The 22,705-nt window shown below is 70.5% G+C and carries 19 protein-coding genes; 5 read left to right on the top strand and 14 right to left on the bottom strand.

Annotated features, from left to right (window positions below; translation table 11 throughout):
* Positions 1-18: 18 nt before the first annotated feature.
* From AB0O24_RS09205 to AB0O24_RS09180, 6 genes are all read right to left on the bottom strand, one after another.
* Positions 19-732, bottom strand: coding sequence for an NYN domain-containing protein (locus AB0O24_RS09205; protein ID WP_363374301.1), 714 nt, complete (start codon positions 730-732; stop codon positions 19-21).
* Positions 733-942: 210 nt separating this feature from the next.
* Positions 943-2,349: a RelA/SpoT domain-containing protein gene (locus tag AB0O24_RS09200; protein WP_363374298.1), complete on the bottom strand. Its 1,407-nt coding sequence runs from the start codon at positions 2,347-2,349 to the stop codon at positions 943-945.
* Positions 2,350-2,529: 180 nt separating this feature from the next.
* A complete protein-coding gene (locus AB0O24_RS09195; protein ID WP_363374295.1) occupies positions 2,530-3,903 on the bottom strand; it encodes an FAD-dependent oxidoreductase in 1,374 nt (457 codons plus the stop codon).
* 40 nt (positions 3,904-3,943) lie between these two features.
* The gene (locus AB0O24_RS09190; protein ID WP_363374292.1) at positions 3,944-5,005 is read right to left on the bottom strand and encodes a polyprenyl synthetase family protein; all 1,062 of its coding nucleotides are present in this window, start codon (positions 5,003-5,005) and stop codon (positions 3,944-3,946) included.
* Positions 5,006-5,114: 109 nt separating this feature from the next.
* Complete coding sequence (locus AB0O24_RS09185; RefSeq protein WP_058596862.1) at positions 5,115-5,831, bottom strand: demethylmenaquinone methyltransferase; 717 nt, start codon at positions 5,829-5,831, stop codon at positions 5,115-5,117.
* Positions 5,832-5,840: 9 nt separating this feature from the next.
* Entirely contained in the window at positions 5,841-6,404 is a 564-nt protein-coding gene (locus tag AB0O24_RS09180; protein ID WP_363374289.1) for a DUF402 domain-containing protein, read from the bottom strand.
* A 245-nt stretch (positions 6,405-6,649) separates the two neighbouring features.
* On the opposite strand from AB0O24_RS09180, the gene AB0O24_RS09175 reads away from it, so the two are divergent.
* Positions 6,650-7,864 (top strand): isochorismate synthase, encoded by a 1,215-nt coding sequence (locus tag AB0O24_RS09175; protein WP_275797049.1) that lies wholly within the window; start codon positions 6,650-6,652, stop codon positions 7,862-7,864.
* A 13-nt stretch (positions 7,865-7,877) separates the two neighbouring features.
* Here AB0O24_RS09175 and AB0O24_RS09170 read toward each other — a convergent pair whose 3' ends face one another.
* From AB0O24_RS09170 to AB0O24_RS09160, 3 genes are all read right to left on the bottom strand, one after another.
* On the bottom strand, positions 7,878-8,735 hold the full coding sequence (locus AB0O24_RS09170) for a polyphosphate kinase 2 family protein (RefSeq protein WP_275797037.1): 858 nt from the start codon (positions 8,733-8,735) through the stop codon (positions 7,878-7,880).
* 83 nt (positions 8,736-8,818) lie between these two features.
* Positions 8,819-10,612, bottom strand: a complete 1,794-nt coding sequence (menD, locus tag AB0O24_RS09165) for a 2-succinyl-5-enolpyruvyl-6-hydroxy-3-cyclohexene-1-carboxylic-acid synthase (protein WP_275797039.1) — start codon at positions 10,610-10,612, stop codon at positions 8,819-8,821.
* Between the two features lie 3 nt (positions 10,613-10,615).
* Positions 10,616-11,020, bottom strand: coding sequence for a PLD nuclease N-terminal domain-containing protein (locus AB0O24_RS09160; protein ID WP_275797041.1), 405 nt, complete (start codon positions 11,018-11,020; stop codon positions 10,616-10,618).
* Between the two features lie 74 nt (positions 11,021-11,094).
* On the opposite strand from AB0O24_RS09160, the gene AB0O24_RS09155 reads away from it, so the two are divergent.
* Complete coding sequence (locus tag AB0O24_RS09155; protein WP_275797043.1) at positions 11,095-11,433, top strand: DUF4229 domain-containing protein; 339 nt, start codon at positions 11,095-11,097, stop codon at positions 11,431-11,433.
* A gap of 72 nt (positions 11,434-11,505) precedes the next feature.
* On the opposite strand, the gene AB0O24_RS09150 is transcribed toward AB0O24_RS09155, so the two are convergent.
* The 4 genes from AB0O24_RS09150 to AB0O24_RS09135 all read right to left on the bottom strand — a co-directional run bounded on the left by AB0O24_RS09150 (position 11,506) and on the right by AB0O24_RS09135 (position 15,515).
* Positions 11,506-12,477 (bottom strand): 1,4-dihydroxy-2-naphthoate polyprenyltransferase, encoded by a 972-nt coding sequence (locus AB0O24_RS09150; protein WP_363374284.1) that lies wholly within the window; start codon positions 12,475-12,477, stop codon positions 11,506-11,508.
* A 6-nt stretch (positions 12,478-12,483) separates the two neighbouring features.
* The gene (locus AB0O24_RS09145) at positions 12,484-13,635 is read right to left on the bottom strand and encodes an AMP-binding protein (protein WP_363374282.1); all 1,152 of its coding nucleotides are present in this window, start codon (positions 13,633-13,635) and stop codon (positions 12,484-12,486) included.
* 16 nt (positions 13,636-13,651) lie between these two features.
* Positions 13,652-14,554 (bottom strand): 1,4-dihydroxy-2-naphthoyl-CoA synthase, encoded by a 903-nt coding sequence (locus AB0O24_RS09140; protein ID WP_058596855.1) that lies wholly within the window; start codon positions 14,552-14,554, stop codon positions 13,652-13,654.
* 163 nt (positions 14,555-14,717) lie between these two features.
* A complete protein-coding gene (locus tag AB0O24_RS09135) occupies positions 14,718-15,515 on the bottom strand; it encodes an LLM class F420-dependent oxidoreductase (RefSeq protein WP_363374279.1) in 798 nt (265 codons plus the stop codon).
* Positions 15,516-15,562: 47 nt separating this feature from the next.
* On the opposite strand from AB0O24_RS09135, the gene AB0O24_RS09130 reads away from it, so the two are divergent.
* Positions 15,563-16,564 (top strand): o-succinylbenzoate synthase, encoded by a 1,002-nt coding sequence (locus AB0O24_RS09130; protein WP_363374276.1) that lies wholly within the window; start codon positions 15,563-15,565, stop codon positions 16,562-16,564.
* Here AB0O24_RS09130 and AB0O24_RS09125 read toward each other — a convergent pair.
* Positions 16,551-17,177 carry a TetR/AcrR family transcriptional regulator gene (locus AB0O24_RS09125; RefSeq protein WP_275799472.1) on the bottom strand — a complete coding sequence of 209 codons (627 nt, stop codon included), beginning with the start codon at positions 17,175-17,177 and terminating at the stop codon, positions 16,551-16,553. The genes AB0O24_RS09130 and AB0O24_RS09125 overlap by 14 nt on opposite strands.
* A 119-nt stretch (positions 17,178-17,296) precedes the next feature.
* On the opposite strand from AB0O24_RS09125, the gene AB0O24_RS09120 reads away from it, so the two are divergent.
* Positions 17,297-20,206, top strand: coding sequence for an MMPL family transporter (locus tag AB0O24_RS09120; RefSeq protein WP_363374273.1), 2,910 nt, complete (start codon positions 17,297-17,299; stop codon positions 20,204-20,206).
* Positions 20,203-22,551 (top strand): YhgE/Pip domain-containing protein, encoded by a 2,349-nt coding sequence (locus AB0O24_RS09115; RefSeq protein ID WP_363374271.1) that lies wholly within the window; start codon positions 20,203-20,205, stop codon positions 22,549-22,551. The genes AB0O24_RS09120 and AB0O24_RS09115 overlap by 4 nt, the downstream gene beginning before the upstream one ends.
* The last annotated feature ends 154 nt before the right edge of the window (positions 22,552-22,705 follow it).

Below are 22,705 nucleotides of genomic sequence, written 5' to 3'. Positions count from 1 at the left end.
GATGGTACTCGCGCGACCTCAGCTATGGGGCAGCTGTGGAGGCGACGGACACACGTGCGCGTCGGCCGCAGCTGGAGGAGCGATGACATCGGAGGCAGGCGAAGGGTCCCATTTCTCCGGGCGTCGGAAGATCGCGCCGTCCTCAGACTTCACGACCGCCGGAAGCAGGCACTGCTGCACACGGGCGAGGGTGGTGCGCCGCGATGCGGGCATCAGACGACGTATGGCGCCTGAACCACGATGAGGGGGGAAATGAGCGAAGATGTGCGCATCGGGATTCGCGCCCCAGGCCATCTTCACGGCGGGGATGCTGTCGGTGTCGGCGGTCATGAGCATGAACGACCCTGCCCTGTTCGCGGCGACGTCGGCGACGAGGTGTACAGCGATGTTCACGTCCGTCTGTTTCTCTTCGTAGCTGGTCCAGGTCGTCCCGCACGATCGACAGGTCCGAGATTTCTCCTGAAACTGGCCTTTGATCACGGTCAATCTGGTCGGGTACAAGCTGCGGAGCGCGTCGATGTACCGGTCCTGACGAGCCTGCGCGTCGGGTTCGTTCAGAACGATGGCGGTGAAGTACGTGACCTGAACGAGAGCTGACCGCGGCCGCAGAATTGTCGCGAGCTTGACGATGTCGAGCCACAGCAGCCGGTTACCAGCCGCGTCGTGCAGGCCGTGATACAGGTTGAAGCCATCGATGTAGACGATGAGACGTTCTGCTTCTGCGGCTTCCACACTCCCCTCCACTTCCCTGCGGTGATAAACTGGGCGGACACCACAGCAGCGGTTGATTGTCACGATCGCTGCCCGACGCCCTCCTCCGGGAGGGCGTCTTTGTTTCAACGGCGTACCGTTCCGGGCGTCCGAAGCAAACGTTCCGGCACCATCGAGCAGCGGGTGCATCGACCGAGATCGGGAGCGTCCCCTTCGGGGGTGAACGTAGCGCTACGACTGAATCGAATCGGGCGTCTGAGCGACGGTTCGTCCGTCTCGCTCCACCCGAAGATCGAGGCCATCTGCCAGAGCGAGGAGATCTCTCATAAGTTCCTCGGACCCGTCGCGATTAAGATTCGTCGAGACCCAGATGACCTCGCCGGGACGAACATCGACAGGCTTGCCTCTGGCGCCGCGAGGCAGATCGTCGAATCGACTGACTGCGTCCAATCCTGTCACGCACTCGATGCTCTTCTCGCGCGCGATGAGCGCCGCCAGCTCTCGAACGACTCCCGTCGCGGTCAAAGGCCGGAGCGGGAGATGTGCCGGCCGATCGACGCCCTCGATGTAGTACACCTTGTACCGGCTCTTCCCACGCAGACGATCAAATCGCCACTCCAACTGCTGCGAACGCGAGCGCACCTGACCGAGAGCCCCCGTATCTCGGATGTACTTCTCCCCGAATCTCGCGAGCAGTTCGTCGTCGAATCGACGGATCGAGGTAACGGGCGTCGTGATATCCATCAAGTCGAGGACCTGCTCGCTGTCGATAGGTTCGAGCGCAGCCTTCAGCGCTCCCATCGTGTCGATCCCGCAGGCAGCCGCAAGCTGCAGCCCGAAGACGATCCCGCTGTCGCTCGGCGGACGGTCATCGGGAAATCGCGTGGCGAGAAAAGTAGCGAGGTTCTCCGCGGTAAGGGCAGTGTCGTCCGTCTCCCGCGAGCCTGTCGGCGCGACTCCGCTCTCGTCCAGATGTGTTGAGGACTCGTCCACCGACGGTCGAGCGAGGATACGGTCGATGGCGACGAAGACCTCGTCAAGCGCTCGCCGTGCGTCCGACGCTGCGCCGAACAATTGATCGATTGTCTCCTGGTCTTGCTCGTCGATCGACCCGTACTGAGCCCCTTTGTATCGTCGAGCGTGCTCGAACTCCGCCCACGCGTGGCCGGCGACGGTGCGGATCTGCACCTCGATACCGCCGAGTTCATCGAAGAATCGGGACAAGCTCCCGCCCGAGATCAGCCAGTCGGTCTCGATGGACGATTGCTGACCGGACACGACGATGTGCTGACAGTCGTAGCCACGCAGCCGCTCGGGTTTGTCGTCTCCGGGGTTGCGATCCTCGCCGTCGATAACGCTGAATCTCTCTCGGATGAGGTCGCCGGCGCGGGCTCGGTCCGTGTTCGAGTACGTGATGATGCGGACGGCGACGATGTCTGTCATTTCCCGCATCGGAGACGCGTAGCGTTTGAACGCTTGCTTACGTTGTGCGGAGGCAATCGACTTCACCCGCGCTGCGACGTCATGCGCCCGAATACCTGCTTCCTGAAGCAGCCGCTCGACGTACGACTGCATCTCGCCCGCCGCGCCCGGAATCCAGTCCCACGTCGTGTAGTCGAGAGCAACGTCTTCAGTCACGTGCGCTCCTTGCAATTGTCCGCTATGCGTCACCGGCGCCACGCTACCGGGGCTATGGCGCCCCGAACACCCATCACGGAGGGGAGCTACACCTGCATCCCGGGGATTTCACCCTGTGGCGCGGCACGCGTGCGCGAACGACGAACCGCCCCGTCCGAAGACGGGGCGGTTCGATGAGGATCACTCGCCGCGCGAGATTGCGATCATCTCGTCGCGAGGCACGACCTTGATGCGCGCACGCTCGTGCGGCGCGCCGAGGGCGATCTCATGCTCGTCGAGGCGGTGCCAGCCGTCGAGGTCGGTCCACCGGACGCCGCGCTCCTCGAGCAGGGCGGGGATCGCCTCCTCCTCGGGGTGAGCGGGGCGCCACCACTCGCCCTGGTCGTTGATGACGTGGCGCACGGTCTCCATGGCATCCGACTTGGTGTGTCCGATGAGGCCGACGGGGCCGCGCTTGATCCACCCCGTCGCGTAAACACCGGGGATGCGCTCGTTCGACTCGGCCGACAGCACCTGGCCCTCGTGGTTGGGGATCACGCCGTGGCGCTCGTCGAACGGGATGTCCTTCAGCGGAGAACCGAAGTAGCCGACCGCGCGGTAGATCGCCTGGATCGGCACTTCGCGGATCTCGCCGGTGCCGACGACGCCGCCCTCGGCGTCGGGCCTCGTGCGCTCGTACCGGAATGCGGCGACGCGGCCCTCGGCATCCTTCACGACCTCGACGGGCTTGGCCCAGAAGTGCAGGTGCAGGCGACGCGATGCCTCTCCCCCGGCGTTGTTCACGCCCGGGCGGGTGCGCCACTCTTGCAGCACACGGTCGATGACCTTGACCTGCTTGTTCGTCTGGATCGCGGCGAGCGAGGCCTCGTCGTAGTCGAAGTCCTCGTCGTAGACGACCATGTCGACGTCGCGCAGCTCGCCGAGCTCACGGAGCTCGAGCGGGGTGAACTTCACCTGCGCGGGACCGCGGCGGCCGAAGACGTGGACGTCGGTGACGGGCGAGGCCTTCAGCCCCTGGTACACGTTGTCGGGAACCTCGGTGGGCAGCAGGTCGTCGGCGTGCTTGGCGAGCATGCGCGTGATGTCGAGGGCGACGTTGCCGTTGCCGATGACCGCGACCGACTCGGCCTCGAGCGGCCACTCGCGCGGCACGTCGGGGTGACCGTCGAACCAGCTGACGAAGTCGGCGGCGCCGTACGAGCCCTCCACATCGATGCCCGGGATGTCGAGGTCGGCGTCGCGGATCGCGCCGGTCGAGAAGATCACCGCGTTGTAGTGCTGCTTGAGGTCGTCGAGAGTGATGTCCTCGCCGAAGCGGACGTTGCCGAAGATGCGGATGTCACCGCGGTCGAGCACCTCGCGCAGCGCCGTGATGACGCCCTTGATGCGCGGGTGGTCGGGAGCCACGCCGTAACGGACCAGACCGTAGGGTGCCGGAAGCTGCTCGAACAGGTCGATCGAGACGTCGAACTGACGCTCGGCTTTCAGCAGGATGTCGGCGGCGTAGATGCCGGCGGGGCCGGCTCCGACGATGGCGAGGCGCAGCTTCGTCATGGGGTCCTCTCGATCGGGATCGGGGGGGGTGGTGGAAAAGTCAGGCCGAACGATCGGCGACCGCGCGGGCGAAGCGCGTCAGCGCCTCGCGCACGGCACCGTCGGGCAGCGGTGCGAGGGCGTCGATCGCCTCTTGCGACCATTGGTGCGCGAGGCGGAGCGTCTCGTGCGTCGTGTCGTGATCGCGCAGCTCGGCGAGCGGAGCGTCGAGGATCGCCGGGTCGGCGCCGGCCGCGATGCGCTCCTGCCCCTCGTCGATGCGCGTGCGCAGATCGGCGGACGCGGCGTCGGAGCGGTGCCCGAGCAGCAGGTACGGCATCGTCGGCACGCCCGCGCGCAGGTCGGTGCCGGGCACCTTGCCCGTTTCGGACGCGTCCGGCGAGAGGTCGATCACATCGTCGAGAAGCTGGAAAGCGACGCCCGCCTTCTCGCCGAAGACCACCATGGGCTCTTCGAACTCTTCGGGGGCGCCGGAGTAGATGACGCCGCACTGCGCGGCCGCGGCGATGAGCGAACCGGTCTTGTCGGCAAGCACCTTCAGGTAGAAGTCGACGGGCTCGTCGCCCTCCGCAGGGCCCACGGTCTCATGCATCTGCCCGAGCACGAGCCGCTCGAAGGTGTCAGCCTGGAGCTGGATGGCCCGCTCGCCGCGCCGGGCCATGAGCTGGCTCGCGCGAGAGAACAGCAGGTCACCGGTGAGGATCGCGATGTTGTTGCCCCACACCGTCTGGGCGCTCGGCACCCCGCGGCGCTTGTCGGCACCGTCCATGACGTCGTCGTGGTACAGCGAGCCGAGGTGCGTCAGCTCGAGAGCAGTGGCGACCTCGATGACCTCGGGCGTCGTTCCGCGCCCGAGTTGCGCCGTGAGGATCGCCAGCATTGGCCGGACGCGCTTGCCACCGGCCTCGTACAGGTACCGGGCGGTGACGTCGGCGAGGCGATCGGCGCTGCGCACCTCTTCTTCGAGCGTGCCCTCGACGCGCGCGAGACCCGCCTCGACGGTCGACAGCAGGGTGCGCGAACGCAGTCCGGCGAAGATGCGGTCACTCAGGCCCAGCTTGCCCGACAGGCGGGTGCTGGCCGCGGGCAGTCTCGGGGTCACGGTTTCAGCCTATCCTGGCGCGCTCGCGCCGTCCCTCGGCTATCTCGACGGTTGACAGGCTGTCTGCGGAGCGAGGTCGTGTGCGCACGCGTCGGTCGCGCCGCACGCATCAGGCGGGACGGATGCCGCGGTGCAGAGCGACGATGCCGAATGACAGGTTGCGGTAGGCCACGGCATCCCAGCCCGCGTCGCGCATCCAGCTGGCGAGCGTCGGCTGGTCGGGCCAGTCGCGAATGGACTCGTTGAGGTAGTCGTATGCCTCGGCGTTCGAGCTGACCGCGCGTGCGGCGATCGGCAGGACGCGGTCGTTGTAGAAGCGGTAGAGGCCGTTGAACGCGCGGGACGGCGGGTGCGAGAACTCGCACACCACGATCCGGCCACCGGGACGGGTCACCCGGAGCAGCTCGCGCAGAGCGCGCCGCGGATCATTGACGTTGCGCAGCCCGAACGACATCGTGACCGCGTCGAACTCCTCGTCGTGGAACGGCAGGTCGGTGGCATCCGCCTGCACGAACTCGAGGTTCGGAACGTTTCCGTGGCGACGGCGTCCCTCGGCGATCATCCCTCTCGAGAAGTCCGCCGCGACGACGTGCGCACCGCTGGGGACGAACGCCATCGACGAGGTCCCGGTGCCCGCGGCGAGATCGAGGATGCGCTCGCCCCGCTTCGGCGCGACGGCCCGCAGGGTCGCGGCGCGCCAGAAGCGGTCGTTGCCGAGACTCAGCACCGTGTTGGTGCGGTCGTAGGCGGGGGCCACCTGGTCGAACATCCCGCTGACACGCTGCGGGTCCTTGCCGAGGTCGGCGCGGTTGGGGTCGCTGCTCACCCGTCGAGTCTAGGCGGGCGGACGCGCCGGGTCTTCGGGGCTTGCGAGCTCGGCCAGACGCGTGAGCCACGGCCCGGTCACGGCGTCGGAGAACGGCGCGATGCCCTCGCGCACGCGGTGCTCGAGCTCGACGGCGGTGGCCTCGAGGTGCGCGACGATGTCGCCGGGATAGCCGTACTGCACGCGGTGCTCGTCCCATTCGTCGCGATCGTCGATCCACGTGCCGCGACCGTCGGTGCGGCGGACGACGTCGAGATCCATGTCGATGCCGCCGGGCACCCCGTCGTCGCTCCACCGGACGTCCCACGCGAGGTCGATGTACACGGCCACCGGGTGCGGGGCGGCGTTGTGGGTGAAGGCCCAGTCACCGCTCGGGGGAACCAGCGTGACGTTGGGCTGGCGGCACACGAACTCGGCCCCGGGGCGGGCGCTGCGCCAGCCCACCTGCTGGCCGAACCAATCGCCCCAGTCGTCGGAGCCGAGGTAGACGCTGTCTTGCACCCAGTGGGGCGAACCGTCCCACTTGCGCCAGCGGAACATCAGGCGCGTGCCGGGAGCGGGACGGGAGGGCATGTCGCGAGTCTAAAACGGGCCACCGACAGCCGGGCGCATCCCGCGGCACAGCGCGCCCCCGACACAACCGGCGACCCGCGGTCTCACGCGGTCAGCGGCGACGAGCCCGCAGATCTCCTGCGTTATGTCGACGGCGAACGGATGCCGAGAGCCCCGCCGAGAGCGGGTCTACGCTCGAGAACGTGATCGAACCCGCGGATGACGCCGTGCCGCGCCTGCGCGTGGTGACGCGCGAGCTGCCCCCGATGGACGATGTGCTCGCGTACACCACCCCCTACGACCCGCTCTTCTGGAGTCGTCGCGGGGAGTCCCTCGCCGCGTTCGGTGACCTGCTCACCCTGCGCTATCACGGCGCACGCCCGGGCGACGCGAGCGTCGCCGACCGGTGGCGCGCGATCGCGGCGGCCGCCGAGGTCGACGACCCCGTGCAGCTCCCCGGCACGGGACTCGTGGCGTTCGGATCGTTCGTCTTCGACCCCCGCTCCGAGCGCGAGAGCGTGCTGCGCGTCCCCGGAACGATCGTCGGCCGCCACAGCGGGCGTGCGTGGGTCACGCGTCTCGCGTTCGACGACACCCCCGACGAGCCCGAACCCGAGCTGCCACCCCGGTCCCCGTTCGGACCGCACTGGTCGGCGACCCTCGGCCCGGGCCGCCAGACCGCCGAGGCGTATCAGGATGCCGTCCGCCTCGGCGTCGAGGCGATCCACGCCGGCGAGGTGGGCAAGGTCGTCCTCGCGCGCGACATCGCCGGAACCATTCCCGCGGGCTCCGACCTCCGCCGTCTCGTGCGGTCGCTGCACGAGGGGTATCCGGACTGCTGGATCTTCGCGGTCGACGGGCTGATCGGCGCGAGTCCCGAAACCCTCGTGACCGTGTCGGGCGGAACGGTGACCGCGCGCGTCCTCGCCGGGACCGTGGCCCGCGGAGCCGACGCCGACACCGATGCCGCGGCATCCCTCGCTCTGTCCCAGAGCACGAAGGACCACGAGGAGCACCGGTTCGCCGTGCAGAGCGTGCTCACGGCGCTCCGTCCGCACACCTCGGCGCTCGCGGCGGCCGAGCAGCCCTTCACCCTCAAGCTGCCCAACGTGTGGCACCTCGCCACCGACGTCGAGGGCGTGCTCAGCGAGGCGGCGTCGTCGCTCGATCTCGTGGGCGTGCTGCACCCCACCGCGGCCGTGGCGGGAACGCCGACGAACGCGGCGATCGACGTGATCCGCCGCCTCGAGCCGTTCGACCGTGGGCGCTACGCCGGGGCCGTCGGCTGGATCGGCGCCTCGGGCGACGGCGAGTGGGCGATCGCGCTGCGGTGCGCCCAGATCGATCGCGCCGAGCCCTCGTCCCCGACCGCGCCGATCACCGCCTACGCGGGGGCGGGGATCGTCGCGGACAGCATCCCGGAGTCGGAGCTGCTCGAGACGCGCGTGAAGTTCCGGCCCATCGTGGACGCACTCGCCTGAGCCGGGTTCCGGGTCAGGATGCCGCGAGGCGGCGCTTCTCTTCGTCGACGTCGTAATCGGCCGCCGGCCACCGCGGGTCGATGTCGGTGAGGGCGTCGATGAGCAGGCGCTGCACCGCTAAGCGCGCGTACCATTTCCGGTCGGCGGGGATCACGTGCCACGGCGCGAGCGGCGTCGACGTGCGCTCGATCGCCGCCTGGTAGGCGTCCATGTAGTCGTCCCAGAGCTCGCGCTCGTCGACGTCGGACGGGTTGTACTTCCAGTGCTTGTCGGGCCGCTCGAGACGCTCGGCGAGACGCGCGCGCTGCTCGTCCTTCGAGATGTGCAGCATGACCTTGACGAGCCGGATGCCGAGATCCGCCGCCTCGGCCTCGAATCCGACGATCGCACCGTACCGGCGTTCGATCTCGTCCGCCGGGGCGAGCTGGCGGACACGACCGATCAGCACGTCTTCGTAGTGTGAGCGATCGAAGACGCCGATCCGGCCGGCATCCGGAAGCCGCTTACGGATGCGCCACAGGAAATCGTGCGAGAGCTCTTCGGCGGTCGGTTTCTTGAACGACGCGAGCTCGACACCCTGAGGGTCGACGGAGCCGACGACGTGTCGCACGATGCCGCCCTTGCCGGCGGTGTCCATGGCCTGCAGCACGAGCAGGACGGAACCGGTCGCCGTGCCGGCGACACTCTGGGCGAACAGACGCTCTTGCAGACCCGAGAGCGGGGCGATCCCGGCCTCGAGATCGGCTTGGCCGTCGGCCTTCTTCCCGTCATACCCGGGGGTGGCTCGGGTGTCGATGTCGGCGAGGCGGAATCCCGGGGCGACGCTCAACGCCTCGGACGCGGGAACCGACCATCTTTCGCTCGTGCTCATCCCGTCATCGTGGCGCGAACCACCGACATCGCGCCACGCCTTGACGCGAAGGCGATCCTGCGAGGGGTCAGCGCGGCAGGAGCTCAGCGCGGCAGCGGGACCTCGATCAGCTGCCGCCCGCCGCCCGGGGCCGTGAGCACCTGGTCGAGGGCGACGCGCGTGGTGACGCGGTGGTACTCCCAGCCGAACGCGAGGGCGAGCTGTTCGAGGCGTGCCGTCTGCGGGGTGTACTGGACGCGTTCCATCGCGTCGGCACCGGCCACGGCGGCGACCTCGAGGCCGTCGAAGATCGTGCCCCCGCCGTCGTTGCCGACGACGACCTGCAGGCGGGGCTCCTCCTCGCCCGGGGGCAGCAGGAGCGCGCCGAGATCGTGGAGGAACGCGAGGTCGCCCAGCAGCACGCGGGTCACGCCGGGGCGCTCCTCGATCTGACTCGCCAGCGCGATCCCGGTGGCCGTGGCGATCGTACCGTCGATGCCGGCGAGTCCGCGATTCGCATGCACCGACACCTTCTTGCCGCTCAGCAGCTCGTCGGCGACGCGCACCAGGCGGGACGATCCGAACATCAGCCGATCGTGCGGCCACGTCGCCCGCCACAGCGCATCCACCAGAGCGGCGCGGTCGAGCGGGGCGCGGATGACCTCGACCTCGGCGTTGATAGCACCGAGGCGTTCGTGCGGCACGGCCGAGGCGAGACCGTCGGCGTCCGGGGCGGGCGGAGACAGGTCGACCGCCGCCTCGCGCGACGCGCGCATCCACGCGCCGAGCCACGCGCGGTCGATCTCGCCGCCCGCGACGCGGATGGCATCCACTCCCTGGGTCGTCCCGTTGAGGTTGACCGGCTCGCCGGGCCCGCGCACCGCGATCACCTCGACGTCTTCGCGTCCGAGGAGTGTCGCGACCTCGCGGCTGAGGGTTGGATGACCGAGCACCACCGCGCGCTCGATGCGGCCGCCGAGCTCGGGGTCACGCAGCAGCGCGCGATACCCGTGCACGACCTGGCGCCCGAACCGTGCCCCGCTGACGATCTCGGCCACGAGCGGGAAGCCGCCGCGGTGAGCGAGCTCTTCGGCGGCCGGCCCGGCGTCGGCACCGGCGACGACGATCGTGCGCGGGCCGAGCTCGAGCGGGAACGCGGCCTCGGTCTCGGGGGCGACGTCCGCGACCCCGATGCCGCCTCCGCCCTGGTAAAGAGCACCGGATGCCTCGGCCTCGCCGTCGCTCTCGAGGTCGACGGGCGGGGCCACCGGCCGCGCGGTGGCGCGCTCGAGCAGCCACTCCGGAGCGGCGCCCGCGAGCGGTTCACGCAGCGGAACATTGAGGTGGACCGGGCCCGCCGCGCGCGCTCCTTCGCCGAGGGAAGCGGCGAGCGCCGTCGCGGCGACCGCGTCGAACTCGGCGGTCTGTTCGGCGGTGCCGTCGTGGTCGACGGCCTCGGGGACGGGAAGGTCGGCCTCGAAGCGTGCGGCCGCGCGGAACAGCCCGGGCTGGCGGGTGGTCTGGTTCGCGCCGACGCCGCGGAGCTCGGGTGGACGGTCGGCCGTGAGCAGGAGGAGCGGCACACCGGCGTGGTGGGCTTCGAGGGCCGCGGGCAGCAGGTTGGCGACCGCGGTGCCGGAGGTGCAGACGACGACGGCGGGCATGCCGGTCTCGCGGCCGACGCCGAGCGCGGTGAATCCGGCCACGCGTTCGTCGATGCGCACGTGCAGGTGCACGAGGCCCGCCCGCTCGAGGTCGGCTGCCACGAGGGCCAGGGCCTGAGAGCGCGAACCGGGGCTGACGACCACGTGCCGGACCCCGCGGGCGACGAGGCCGGCGAGGAGGGCGGATGCCGCGTCGGTCGCGGGCACCGCGGCGCGCTCGATGGGCGTGCTCACGGGTCAGCTGACGGCGCCGCGCTGTCCGCGGGCATCGTCGTCGCCGGGGTCGTCCCGGGTCTCCGGGCGTGCATCGCGCGGGTCGTCGGCTTCGGAGTCGAGCTGTGCCAGCTCTTCTTCGAGGCGGCGGATGCGCTCGTCCTGGTCGGCGCGGGCGGCGGACGAGAGGCGTCCCAAGAACTCGGGGTCGTCGTCCGGCGCGCGCCGCAGCGCGGGGGCACCCGCGCGACCGCGGCCGACGAGGAACCACAGGATGCCGCCGAGCACGGGCAGCAGGATGACGATGACCATCCAGGCGCCCTTGCTGACCCCGCGGTGTCGCGTCGCGGGCTGCACCGCGCAGTCGACGATCGTGTAGACCCAGAAGGCGGTCGCCACGAGCGCCAGTACCAGAAGCAGCCGTGCCATGGACCGATTCTACGTGCGTCGGCTGGACACGGGCCGGGCGCCGCCGAGCCCGTGCCCCGCCGTAGAATGGGAGAATGCGTGCTCGCTCGGCCCTCGTCTACACGGTCCTGCGATTGCTCGCGTTCCTCGTGCCGCTCGGCATCCTGCTGCTGTTCCCGGTGTTCCAAGAACTCCCCTGGCTCGCCGCCGTCTTCGCCGCGTTGATCGGGCTCAGCCTCTCGCTGCTCTTCCTCCGCCGCCCGCTCGACCAGGTGACCGGCGGACTCGCCGAACGTCGCGCCGCTCGCGCCACGGCGGGTCGCCGCTCGGGTGCCGAAGCCGACGCCGATGCGGAGGACGCGGTCGTCGACGCCGCGTCGCCCGAGACCGACGCGGCGGCAGAACCGACGAAGCCCGACGCGTCCGAGCGCTGAGCCCCGCCCGGCTCCGCTGCTCGCACGAAGCCCGACGCGTCCGGCCGATGAGCCCCGTCCCGGCTCCTCGACTCAGGCGACGAAGGCCCAGAACAGCAGTGCGCCGTACGCCACTGACGTGAAACTCGTGACCTGCAGCGCGGTGATCAGCTCGCGCGGCGTGCGGTAGGTCCACACGATCAGCACGGACGACAGCGCGCCGAGAAGGGCGATCAGCGTCAGCCAGGCGACGGGGTAGAACAGGGCGAGGAACGCCGAGATAGCGAAAGGGACCATCACGAACAGCGTGAAGAGCACCTGCGTCGCGCGGCGACCGATCAGCACCGAGAGCGTGCGCTTGCCGGCGAGACGGTCCTGATCGATGTCGCGCAGGTTGTTGGCCAGCAGCACCGCGCACGCGAGGAGCCCCGCAGCCACCGCGCCGAACCACGCCTCCTGCGGGATCTCCTGCACCTGCACCCAGGTGGTGCCGAGGGTCGCGACCAGGCCGAAGAACACGAAGACGAACAGCTCGCCCATCGCGTTGTACCCGTAGGGACGCTTGCCTCCCGTGTAGAACCAGGCGGCCACGATGCACACCGCGCCGACCGCGATCAGCCACCACTGGCCTGTGCGCACGACGATCGCGAGGCCCACGAGCGCGGCGAGCGCGAAGAACGCGAGCGCGACGATGAGCACGGTGCGCGGCTTTGCCTTCTTGCCGCCGGTCAGACGCCCGGGTCCCACGCGGACGTCATCGGTCCCGCGGATGCCGTCGCTGTAGTCGTTGGCGTAGTTCACGCCGATCTGGAGCGCGAACGCGACCGCGAGACACGCGAGGGCGATCACCCCGTGGAGCTGGTCGTCGACCAGGGTCGCGGCTCCCGTGCCGATCAGCACCGGAGTGATCGCGAGCGGCAGCGTCCGCAGCCGGGCGGCGGCGATCCAGTCGCGCGCGGTGGCGGGGGTCACGGCCTGCGGTGCCCCGCTCTTGTGCTTCTGCGGATTGCCGTGCGGACGACGCTTCGGGGCGGGACGCGAGCGCTTACGAGACTGTGCTGCCACGGAGGGTCATCCTAAGCCCGCGCCGTCGAACCGCCGCGCCAACGACGCCCGGTCGGGCTTGCCCGACGACAGCGTCGGCAGGTCGTCGACGGCGATCACGCGCGCCGGGCGCGCCACCGGCCCCACCTGTTCGGCTACGGCGTCACGCACGCGAGCGAGCGTGTCGGCCTCGGCGTCGGGCGCGAGCCCCGGGACGATCACCGCGGACCCCTGCCCCCAGGTGGCATCCGGGATCGCGATGACCACCGCCGATTCCAGACCCCGGATGCCGCGCACCGCCGCCTCGACCCGGTCGAGCGACACGTTGACCCCGCCCGAGACGATGACGTTGTCGAGACGGCCGGTCACGCGCAGCACGCCGTCGACGAGCTCTCCCCCGTCGCCCGTGCGGTACCACCGCCGGCCGGCCTCGTCGGTCGGGAAGACGGATGCCGTGCGCTCGGGGTCGCCGAGGTACCCCTCGGCGAGCGTCGGGCCCGACAGGCGCACCTCCCCCTCCACGATCGCGACGTCGACGCCGTCGAGCGGCACCCCGTCGTACACGCAGCCACCGCTGGTCTCGGTCGAGCCGTAGGTACGCACGATCCGCGCCCCGGCCGCCGCCGCGCGCTCGCGAACCGCGGGGGCGAGCGCCTGGCCGCCGATGAGGATGGCCTCGAACGAGCGCAGCGCCTGGGCGACGGTGTCGTCGTGGTCCGCGGCATCCAGGAGTCTCTGCAACTGCGCGGGAACGAGCGAGGTGTAACTCGGAACGCGCGCGCCGTCGATGTGGGAAGCCATACCGAGGGCCGCCGCCGCGAACGGCTCGGGGCGGAAAGGACCCGCGACGACGGCGGGCTCCCGATCGGCGAGGAGGGCGCGCACGATCACCTGGACGCCGGCCACGTAGGTCGCGGGCACGGCGAGGAGCCACGCCCCCTCGCCGATGCGCGCGGCCGTCGCGTAAGCGCTGCTGATCAGGGCGTTGCGAGAGATCACCACCGATTTCGGCACGCCGGTCGAGCCCGAGGTGGTCACGACGGCCGCGGTCCCCGCCGGTGCCTCGCCGGCCAGGTCCCCACCGCCGAGCGCGACGGCGGGACCCGCACCGAGTACGGCCGCGCGGAGGGCTCGTACGACGTCGCGAGGATCCCCGGATGCCGGGGCCTCGAGCCTCACGCCCGGACTCCGGCGCTCAGTAATGCCACGGCACGTCGGACCAGTCGGGGTCGCGCTTCTCGAGGAAGGAGTCGCGCCCCTCGGCCGCCTCGTCGGTGCCGTAGGCGAGGCGCGTCGCCTCCCCGGCGAACACCTGCTGCCCGACGAGCCCATCGTCGACCGCGTTGAACGCGAACTTCAGCATGCGGATCGCCGTCGGCGACTTCGTGAGGATCGTGCGGGCCATCGCGATGGCCTCGCGCTCGAGGTCGGCGTGGGGCACGACGCGGTTGACCGCCCCCAGCTCGTACGCGCGCTGCGCCGAGTACTCCTCCGCGAGGAAGAAGACCTCTCGTGCGAACTTCTGCCCGATCTGACGCGCGAAGTAGGCGGAGCCGTAACCGGCGTCGAACGAGCCGACATCGGCATCCGTCTGCTTGAAGCGACCGTGCTCGGCGCTGGCGATCGAGAGGTCGCACACGACGTTGAGCGAGTGCCCGCCGCCCGCCGCCCACCCGGGCACCACGGCGATGACGACCTTCGGCATGAAGCGGATGAGACGTTGCACCTCGAGGATGTGCAGGCGTCCGGCGCGACCGGGGTCGTGCACGACGTGCTCCTCGTGCGAGTACTTGTAGCCGTCTCGACCGCGGATCCGCTGGTCACCGCCCGAGCAGAAGGCCCAGCCGCCGTCCTTCGGGCTCGGGCCGTTGCCGGTGAGCAGGACGACGCCGATGCGGTGGTCCTGCCGCGCGATGTCGAGGGCCGTGTACAGCTCGTCGACGGTGTGCGGGCGGAAGGCATTACGCACCTCGGGGCGGTCGAACGCGATGCGCGCGATCCTCCCGTCGTGGGTGACGTGCGCGGTGATGTCGGTGTATCGCTCGGCACCGGGCGCGAGAGTCCACTCGGCGGGGTCGAACAGCTCGGAGACGGTCACCGTTCCAGCCTACGACCGGCGGCGCGGGGAGGAGCCGGGCTCCGGCCGACCCGCGCGAGCCGACGGCCTCACGCATAAACGCGATCCGCGCCCATAAACACGGGGAGCACGCGTTTCCGCGAGCGAATCGTGTTTATGGGCGCGGGCGCGAAGCGCGAGATGCTCAGGCGTTCTTGCCGTCGCGCCAGGCCAACCAGCGCTCGATGAGCGAGTAGTCCCATTCGGGGCCCGAGAAGCCGAGCGTGAACAGGCGGGTGCCCGCGTCGAAGAGGGCGTCCGCCACCTCTTCGTCGCGGTCCTTGAGCTCGTTCGAGACGATGAGGCCGGAGAGGTCACGACCCTCGGTCTCAGCCCATTTCTCGATGACACCGAGCTTGTGGGGCAGCTCTTCGGGCGTGACGAAGCTGTGCCAGATGTCGGCGTGCTTCGCGACGATGCGCAGCGTCTTCTGCTCGCCCTTGCCGCCGATCATCACGGGGATCTTGCGGGTGGGGGCGGGGTTGAGCTTGCCCCAGCGGTCGACGATCCGGTCGAGGTCGGTCGCGAGCGCGTTCAGGCGCGAGCCCGCCGTGCCGAACTCGTAGCCGTACTCGTCGTAGTCGCGCTCGAACCAGCCCGAGCCGGTGCCGAAGATGAAGCGGCCGGCGTCGCCACCCTTCTTGCTGATGTGGTCGACGGTGCGGGCCATGTCGGCCTGCAGGTCGGCGTTCCGGTAGCTGTTGCAGTTCACCAGCGCGCCGAACTCGACGCGCTCGGTCTGCTCGGCCCACGCCGCGAGCATGGTCCACGACTCGAAGTGCTCGCCGTCGGGGTCTCCGTAGAGGGGGAAGAAGTGATCCCAGTTGAAGAGGATGTCGACGCCCATCTCTTCCAGACGGAAGACGGCATCGCGGATGTCGGAGTACTGGACGTGCTGCGGCTGGATCTGGACGCCGAGGCGGACCGGAGTGTCGAAGAGCATGGCGCCAGCCTATTCCCGGCCGCCGACCCGGGGGCCAGGATGGAGGGATGAGCACCGCTGCCCTCCCCCCGCTCGACGACGTCCTCGCCACGGCGCGGGTCGTCGCCCTGCCGCTGGCCGCTCGCTTCCGCGGCGTCGAGACCCGCGAGGCGGTCGTGTTCGAGGGGCCGGAGGGATGGACGGAGTTCTCGCCGTTCGTGGAGTACTCCGACGCCGAGGCGACGACCTGGCTCGCGGCCGCGCTCGACTTCGGCTGGAACCCCGCACCGACGGCCCGGCGCGATACGGTCCCCGTCAACGCCACGATGCCCGCCGTGGCGGCATCCGAGGTCCCGGGAATCCTGGCCCGGTACGACGGATGCCGGACGGTCAAGGTCAAGGTCGCCGAGGCGGGGCAGGTGCTCGACGACGATGTCGCGCGGGTGCGGGCGGTCCGGTCGGCGATGGGTCCCGAGGGTCGTGTGCGCGTCGATGCGAACGGCGCCTGGAACGTCGATGAGGCGGAACGGGCCGTGCACGCCCTCGCCGAGTTCGACCTGGAGTACGTCGAACAGCCCTGCTCCGAGGTCGACGAACTCGCGCAGCTGCGCGAGCGCATCGCGTACCTCGACATCCCGATCGCCGCCGACGAGAGCGTGCGCAAGGCCGACGATCCGCTGAGGGTGGCGCGGATGGGAGCGGCCGATCTGCTCGTCGTCAAGGCCCAACCGCTCGGCGGCGTGCGCGCGGCGCTCGACATCGTCGCGCAGGCGGGACTGCCCGCGGTGGTCTCGAGCGCTCTCGACACGTCGATCGGCCTCTCGATGGGCGTCGCCCTGGCCGCGGCGCTCCCCGCGCTCGACTACGACTGCGGGCTCGGCACCGCGTCGCTCTTCACGGCCGACGTGGTGGCATCCCCGCTCCGCGCCCGGGGCGGAGTCCTGCCCGTTGAGCGCCCGCGCCCGACGACCGCTGATCTCGATCGCGTCGCGGCGAACGACGATCGTCGCGACTGGTGGCTGGACCGGCTGCGGCGCTGTCACGCCGCGCTCGAGCTCACTCGAGGATGAGGCCCACGACCTGCGACAGACGCTCGGCCAGCTGGACGCGCGACACGGTCACCGCCTGATTGGTCAGCAGAGCGGTCTCGGACGTCGAGATCCACACCGCGAGCAGGAGCTCCGTCGCCACCTCGGCGGGGACCCGCAACGCCAGCCCCCGCGCGTCGGCGATGTCGCGCACGAGCTGCGTGACGCTCTCGCCGAGCCCCTGGTTCAGCGTCAGATAGGCCTCGGCGAACTCGGGATTGCGCAGGGCCTGCAGACGTGTCTCGGCGCCGAGGAGCACATCGAGGCGGTCCTCGCCGGTCGCCTCGAGCACCTCCTGGACGAGTTGCATGACATCGCCCGCCCCGTTCAGCCCCCGATCCTCGATCGAGGTCACGCGCGCGCGGACCGACGCGATGGTCGTCTCGGCGGAGCGCGCGCACAGCGCGAGGAACAGTTCCTCCTTCGAGGCGAAGTTCGAGTAGAAGGCACCGCGCGTGAATCCCGCTCGCTCGCAGATCGCCTCGACCGAGGCGGCCTCGATGCCGACTTCCGCGAACATCTCGGCCGCGGCATCCATGAGACGCGTGCGCGTGTTCTCCCGTCGACGCGACGGCGCCGGTGCCGTATCCGTCATCCACATCCTCCTGCTCACACCCGAGACTCAGGTTCGAGTCCTCTCCCCGCGAATACGATACATTGTTGTATCCGATACGGTGATGTATCGACTGTCCGCCGATCGTGGGAGCCGCCACCGTGTCAACTTTCCTGTACACCCTGGGCCGCTGGTCGTTCCGTCACCCGTGGCGGGTCCTGAGCGCGTGGCTGCTCATCCTCGTGCTCGCGGGCGGCGGCGTCGCGCTGCTCGCGAAAGGAACCGACAACACCTTCACCATCCCGGGCACCGAGTCGCAGGCCGGTCTCGAGATGCTCGACCGCACCTTCCCCCAGGTCAGCGGGGCCAGCGCCGAGATCATCGTCGTCGCGGCCGACGGCGCGAGCGTGCGCGATCAGGCGTACCAGGACGCCATCCAGAAGACGACCACCGACATCGGCACGCTCGACTTCGTCGAGGCCGTCACCGACCCCTACGACGCGAACATCTCCGGCAGCATCGCCGACGACAACCGCGCCGCGATCGTGCGCATCCAGTTCGCGGGCGAGGCGTCCTCCGTCCCTCAGGCGACGGAGGACGCTCTGCACGAGGCGACGACGGCGCTCGGCTCCGCGCTCCCGTCCGGCGCGCAGGCCATCCTCGGCGGACAGCTCTTCGCCACCGAGATCCCCGGAGCGTCCCTCACCGAGGCCCTGGGCGTCGTGATCGCCGCCCTCGTGCTGATGGTGACGTTCCGTTCGTTCCTCGTGGCCGGGATGCCGCTGGCCACCGCCCTGCTCGGCGTGGCCCTCTCTGTGGCGCTGATCTTCATCGCCACCGGTTTCGCGACGGTTTCATCGACCACTCCCCTGCTGGCGGTGATGCTGGGACTCGCGGTCGGCATCGACTACGCGCTGTTCATCGTGTCGCGACATCAGGATCAGACCCGCGCGGGCATGGACCCCGAGGAGTCCACCGCCCGCGCCGTGGGCACCGCCGGCTCGGCCGTCGTGTTCGCCGGGATCACCGTTCTCATCGCCCTCATCGGTCTGGGCTTCGCGAACATCCCGTTCCTGACCACGATGGGCATCGCGGCGTCCGTCGCCGTGGCCATCGCCGTGTGCGTCGGGCTCACGCTCACCCCAGCCTTCCTCGGCTTCGCCGGACACCGTGTGGTCGGGTGGGGCTTCAAGAGGCCGAAGGAGCCCTCCCGCCGTGCCCGCGCGGCCACCGGGCCCGCCGACGACGCCACGGTCGCCGCGGCCGCTGCGGCGGACGCTGCCGAGCGCGAGAAGAAGGCGGAGACCGCGTCGATCCGCGCCCAGCGCAACGGCCCCGCGCGCCGGTGGGTGGGCCTGGTGACCCGGCATCCCGTCGTCACGACCGTCGCGATCATCGGTCTGCTGGGGGTCACCGCGATTCCCGCCGCAAGCCTCGCCCTCACCCTCCCGAACGCCGGACAGCTGCCCGTCGGCAACCCCGCGCGCGTCGCGTACGAACTCACGGACGAGTACTTCGGCCCCGGCGCCAACGGCCCGCTGATCATGACCGGGACGATCGTGACCTCGAACGATCCGCTCAACCTCATGAAGGACATCGGCGACGAGATCGCCAAGATCCCCGGCGTCGCCGAGGTCGCCCTCGCCACCCCGAACCAGACCGCCGACACCGGGATCGTCCAGATCATTCCCGAGACGGCCCCCGACGATCCGCGCACCGCCGATCTCGTGCGCGAGCTGCGCTCGCAGGAGCAGCGGCTGTACGACGAGTTCGGCGTGCGCCTTCTCGTCACCGGCTACACCGCGGTCACGATCGACATCTCCGACCAGCTCGGCGCCGCCCTCCTCCCGTTCGGGATCTTCGTCGTCGGCCTCTCGCTGATCCTGCTGATGATCGTCTTCCGCTCGATCTGGGTTCCCCTGACCGCCGCGGGCGGATACCTGCTCTCGGTCGCCGCGTCGTTCGGCGTGGTCGCCGCGGTCTTCGAGTGGGGCTGGTTCGCCGACACCCTGCACGTCGCGAAGGTCGGCCCGATCATCAGCTTCATGCCGATCGTCGTGATGGGCGTGCTCTTCGGCCTCGCGATGGACTACCAGGTGTTCCTCGTCTCGCGCATGAGAGAGGACTACGTCCACGCGAACCGCGAGGGTCGCACGCCGCGCGAGGTCGCGCTCGGTGCCGTCCGCAGCGGGTTCGTGGGCTCGGCTCGCGTGGTCGTCGCCGCCGCCGTCATCATGTTCGCCGTCTTCGTCGCATTCGTCCCCGAGGGGGACTCGAGCCTCAAACCGATCGCCCTGGGCCTCGCCGTCGGCGTCGCCGTCGACGCGTTCCTGGTTCGCATGACACTCGTCCCGGCGGTTCTCGCCCTGCTCGGCGACAAGGCCTGGTGGATGCCGCGCTGGCTCGACCGTCTGCTGCCGAAGCTCGACGTCGAGGGCGAGGCGGTCGAGCGCGAGGTGCGGCTCGCCGACTGGCCGAGCGAACCCGCCATCGCCGTCGCCGCCGACGAGCTGACCGCCGTCGGATCCTCGGATGCCGACCAGCCGGTGTTCCGCGACATCTCCCTGCGCCTCGGATACGGCGGAACCCTCCTGGTCACCGGTGAGAGTCGGACGACCCGCACGCTCCTGCTCGCCCTGTCGGGACGCCTCGGCGGGATCGAGGGGCGGTTGCGCGTCGACGGTCTGCTCGTCCCCGAGCGCGCGGGGGCCGTCAGAGCCCGTGTCGGGGTGGCCCTGCTCGACGACACGGCCGACGCGGCACGCACCGTGGCCGACGCCGTGGGTCGAGGCACGCGCATCGTGGTCGTCTCGGACGTCGATCGTCTCGACGACGACGCCCGCGACGAGGTGGCGCGCGTGCTGCGGCGCGCCGCAACCGAGGCACGCGAACGCTCCGGCGACGCGTCGTCCCCGCTCACGCTCATCGTCTCGGCGCGCGACGAACGCCGGGCCCTCGCGCTCCTGTCCGAGGCGCTGCGCCCCGATGTGGCATCCCTCGCCCTTCCGACACCGCGCCGGCATCACACCGAACCCGAAACCTTCGCCGATCTCTCCGAGGTGTTCGCATGACTCTCCCCGTCGAGCGCTCCCGCTCCCGCCGCCCCGTGACCTGGCGCACCCTCGTCGGTGTGCTCCTGCTGCCCGCCGTCATCGGCGGCATCCTGGTCGGCGCGCTGTACAACCCGACCGACCGACTCGAGAACATGACCGCCGCGATCGTCAACGACGACAAGGCCGTCGAGCTCAATGGGCAGCTGGTGCCGCTCGGTCGTCAGCTCACCGGCGGACTCGTCAAGGGAGCCGATGACCAGGCGAGCAACATCGACTGGGTCATCTCGAACGACGAGGACGCGGCGGCGGGCCTGAAGGACGGCACCTACACGGCGGTCGTCACGATCCCCGAGAACTTCACGGCTGCCTCGCTGTCGACCCGCCCCGGAGAGACGCCCGAGAAGGCCACGATCGACGTCGCCACCGCGCCCAACGCGCGCGTCGTGGACGGCGCGATCACCGCGACCCTGGCATCCACCGCCTCTTCGGTCTTCGGCACCGAACTGTCGTCGCAGTACCTGAAGAACGTCTTCCTCGGCTTCACGACCCTGAGCGACCAGCTCGGCAGCGCCGCGAGCGGCGCGCACCAGCTCGCCGACGGCGCGGGCCAGGCCGCGACGGGCGCGAACGGCCTGCGAGACGGCCTGGGGCAGCTGTCGAACGGAGCGGGTGACCTCTCGACGGGTCTCGGTCAGCTGGCCACCGGTGTCGGCTCGCTCTCCGGCGGCGTCGGCCAGCTCGCCACGGGCGCCGACCAACTCGCTGACGGGACGGGCAAGCTCGCCGCGGGCGCCGGCGATCTCGCGAACGGTGCGGGCCAGCTCTCCGGCGGACTCGACGGCCTCGCGGGCGGGGCCGACAAGCTGTCAGCGGGAGCGACGAGTCTCGCGAACGGCACCCGCGACGCGGCCTCCGGTGTCGGCAAGCTCGCGACGGGTGCCGACGGGATCGCGGACGGCAATCGGCAGCTGGCCACGCAAGTCGGTCAGATCGCGGATGCCATCCCCCCGGGCTTCGAGGACACCGCCAAGGAGGTCGCCGCGGCAGCGCCGAAGGTGAACGAGGCGCTGGGCACCGCGGCCGGAGACCTCGAACGTCTCGCCGACTCGTGCGACCCCGCGAAGACCCCCGACCTGTGCACGCAGCTGCGCGCCGCGTCTGACCGCGCGAACGCCGAATTGCCGAACGCCCAGCAGACCGTGACCGACATCGGCAAGATCGCCGGGCAGGCGGCCGAGCTGCCGGCGGGCGTCCGCGCGATCGCCGACGCCAATGCGAAGCTCGCGGACGGTGCCGAAGGACTGGCATCCGGGGCGCGCGATGCGGAGACGGGGTTGAACACGATCGCGGGCGGAATCGACGGAGTAGCCGGCGGTGCGAGCGACCTCGGCAACGGCGCGCGACAGCTCGGCGCGGGTGCCTCGCAGCTCGGCTCGGGTGCGACGCAGCTGGCCGACGGCGCTCAGGCCGCGGCCGGCGGTGCCGGGCAGCTTGCGACCGGGGCGCGCACGGCCGCCGACGGTGCAGGTCAGCTCGTCAGCGGTGCGGACAGCGCCGCGGGAGGCGCCGCGAAGCTCGCGGACGGAGCCCAGGGCGCCGAGGACGGTGCCGGCCAGCTCGCCGACGGCGTGAGCCAGGTGGCATCCGGAACCTCGTCGTTGGCCTCCGGCCTCGACAGCGCCGTGGCACAGCTGCCGAAGTACACGGATGCGCAGGCGACGACCCTCGCCGACGTGGTCGCCGACCCCGTCTCGGCGACCGGGACGAGCGACTCGCTCTTCGGAGCCGCAGCCGTCCCCCTGCTCGCGATGGCGGTGCTGTGGTTCGGGGGTCTGGCGTCGTTCGTCGCGTTCCAGGCCGTCTCGGCCCGCGCGCTCACCAGCCGTCGCCCGTCGGCGCTCGTTGCCCTCCGCGGCTTCGCGCCCGCGGCGCTCGTCGGCGCCGTGCAGGGTCTGCTGGTCGCGGGGGTGGTGCAGGTGGCATCCAAGTACGACTGGGGCGACTGGGCCCTGTTCGCGCTCGTGTGCGTCGCCGCGGGTGTCGCCTTCGCCGCGGTGCACCAGGCGCTCGTCGCGCTGTTCGGTGGAGCCGGGAGATGGATCGCCGCGATCGTCGGCAGCCTGGCCCTCGCCGCGACGATCGTCTCGACGGTTCCGCCCGTACTCGCCGGCATCGCGTCGCTCCTGCCCACCTCCCCCGCGTACGACGCGATGCTCGGCGCCCTGTCGTCTGCAGGCGGAGTCGGGGCCGGTGTCGCCGGGCTGGCGGTCTGGGGCGTGCTCGCGCTGATCGTGACAACGCTGGTGGTCGTTCGGCGCCGCACGACGTCGGCTCGCGCCGCCGCGGTGCTCGCCGCGGCGTAGGCGGGGCGCGGCGCCGCATCCCTTCTCCTTCGTTGAGTGTCCAAAACACGCCGTAACCGCCACCTTCATAACGGCGTGTCTTGGACACTCGACGGGGTGCGGCCGTCCACGACGCGATGGGAGCAGACGCGGCGACTCCTTCTGCACAGGGCGG

Source organism: Microbacterium sp. NPDC086615, from assembly GCF_040686055.1.
Classification (GTDB): domain Bacteria; phylum Actinomycetota; class Actinomycetes; order Actinomycetales; family Microbacteriaceae; genus Microbacterium.
This window is presented reverse-complemented; position numbering and strand designations above follow the sequence as displayed.

Excerpts from the sequence above, each read along its gene's own strand:
- AB0O24_RS09170 (WP_275797037.1), bottom strand. The coding sequence starts at position 8,735 with ATGAGCACGAGCGAAAGATGGTCGGTTCCCGCGTCCGAGGCGTTGAGC.
- AB0O24_RS09125 (WP_275799472.1), bottom strand. The coding sequence starts at position 17,177 with ATGACGGATACGGCACCGGCGCCGTCGCGTCGACGGGAGAACACGCGC.
- AB0O24_RS09115 (WP_363374271.1), top strand. The coding sequence starts at position 20,203 with ATGACTCTCCCCGTCGAGCGCTCCCGCTCCCGCCGCCCCGTGACCTGG.
- AB0O24_RS09130 (WP_363374276.1), top strand. The coding sequence starts at position 15,563 with ATGAGCACCGCTGCCCTCCCCCCGCTCGACGACGTCCTCGCCACGGCG.
- AB0O24_RS09195 (WP_363374295.1), bottom strand. The coding sequence starts at position 3,903 with ATGACGAAGCTGCGCCTCGCCATCGTCGGAGCCGGCCCCGCCGGCATC.
- AB0O24_RS09155 (WP_275797043.1), top strand. The coding sequence starts at position 11,095 with ATGCGTGCTCGCTCGGCCCTCGTCTACACGGTCCTGCGATTGCTCGCG.
- AB0O24_RS09135 (WP_363374279.1), bottom strand. The coding sequence starts at position 15,515 with ATGCTCTTCGACACTCCGGTCCGCCTCGGCGTCCAGATCCAGCCGCAG.
- AB0O24_RS09160 (WP_275797041.1), bottom strand. The coding sequence starts at position 11,020 with ATGGCACGGCTGCTTCTGGTACTGGCGCTCGTGGCGACCGCCTTCTGG.
- AB0O24_RS09175 (WP_275797049.1), top strand. The coding sequence starts at position 6,650 with ATGGACGATGTGCTCGCGTACACCACCCCCTACGACCCGCTCTTCTGG.
- AB0O24_RS09180 (WP_363374289.1), bottom strand. The coding sequence starts at position 6,404 with ATGCCCTCCCGTCCCGCTCCCGGCACGCGCCTGATGTTCCGCTGGCGC.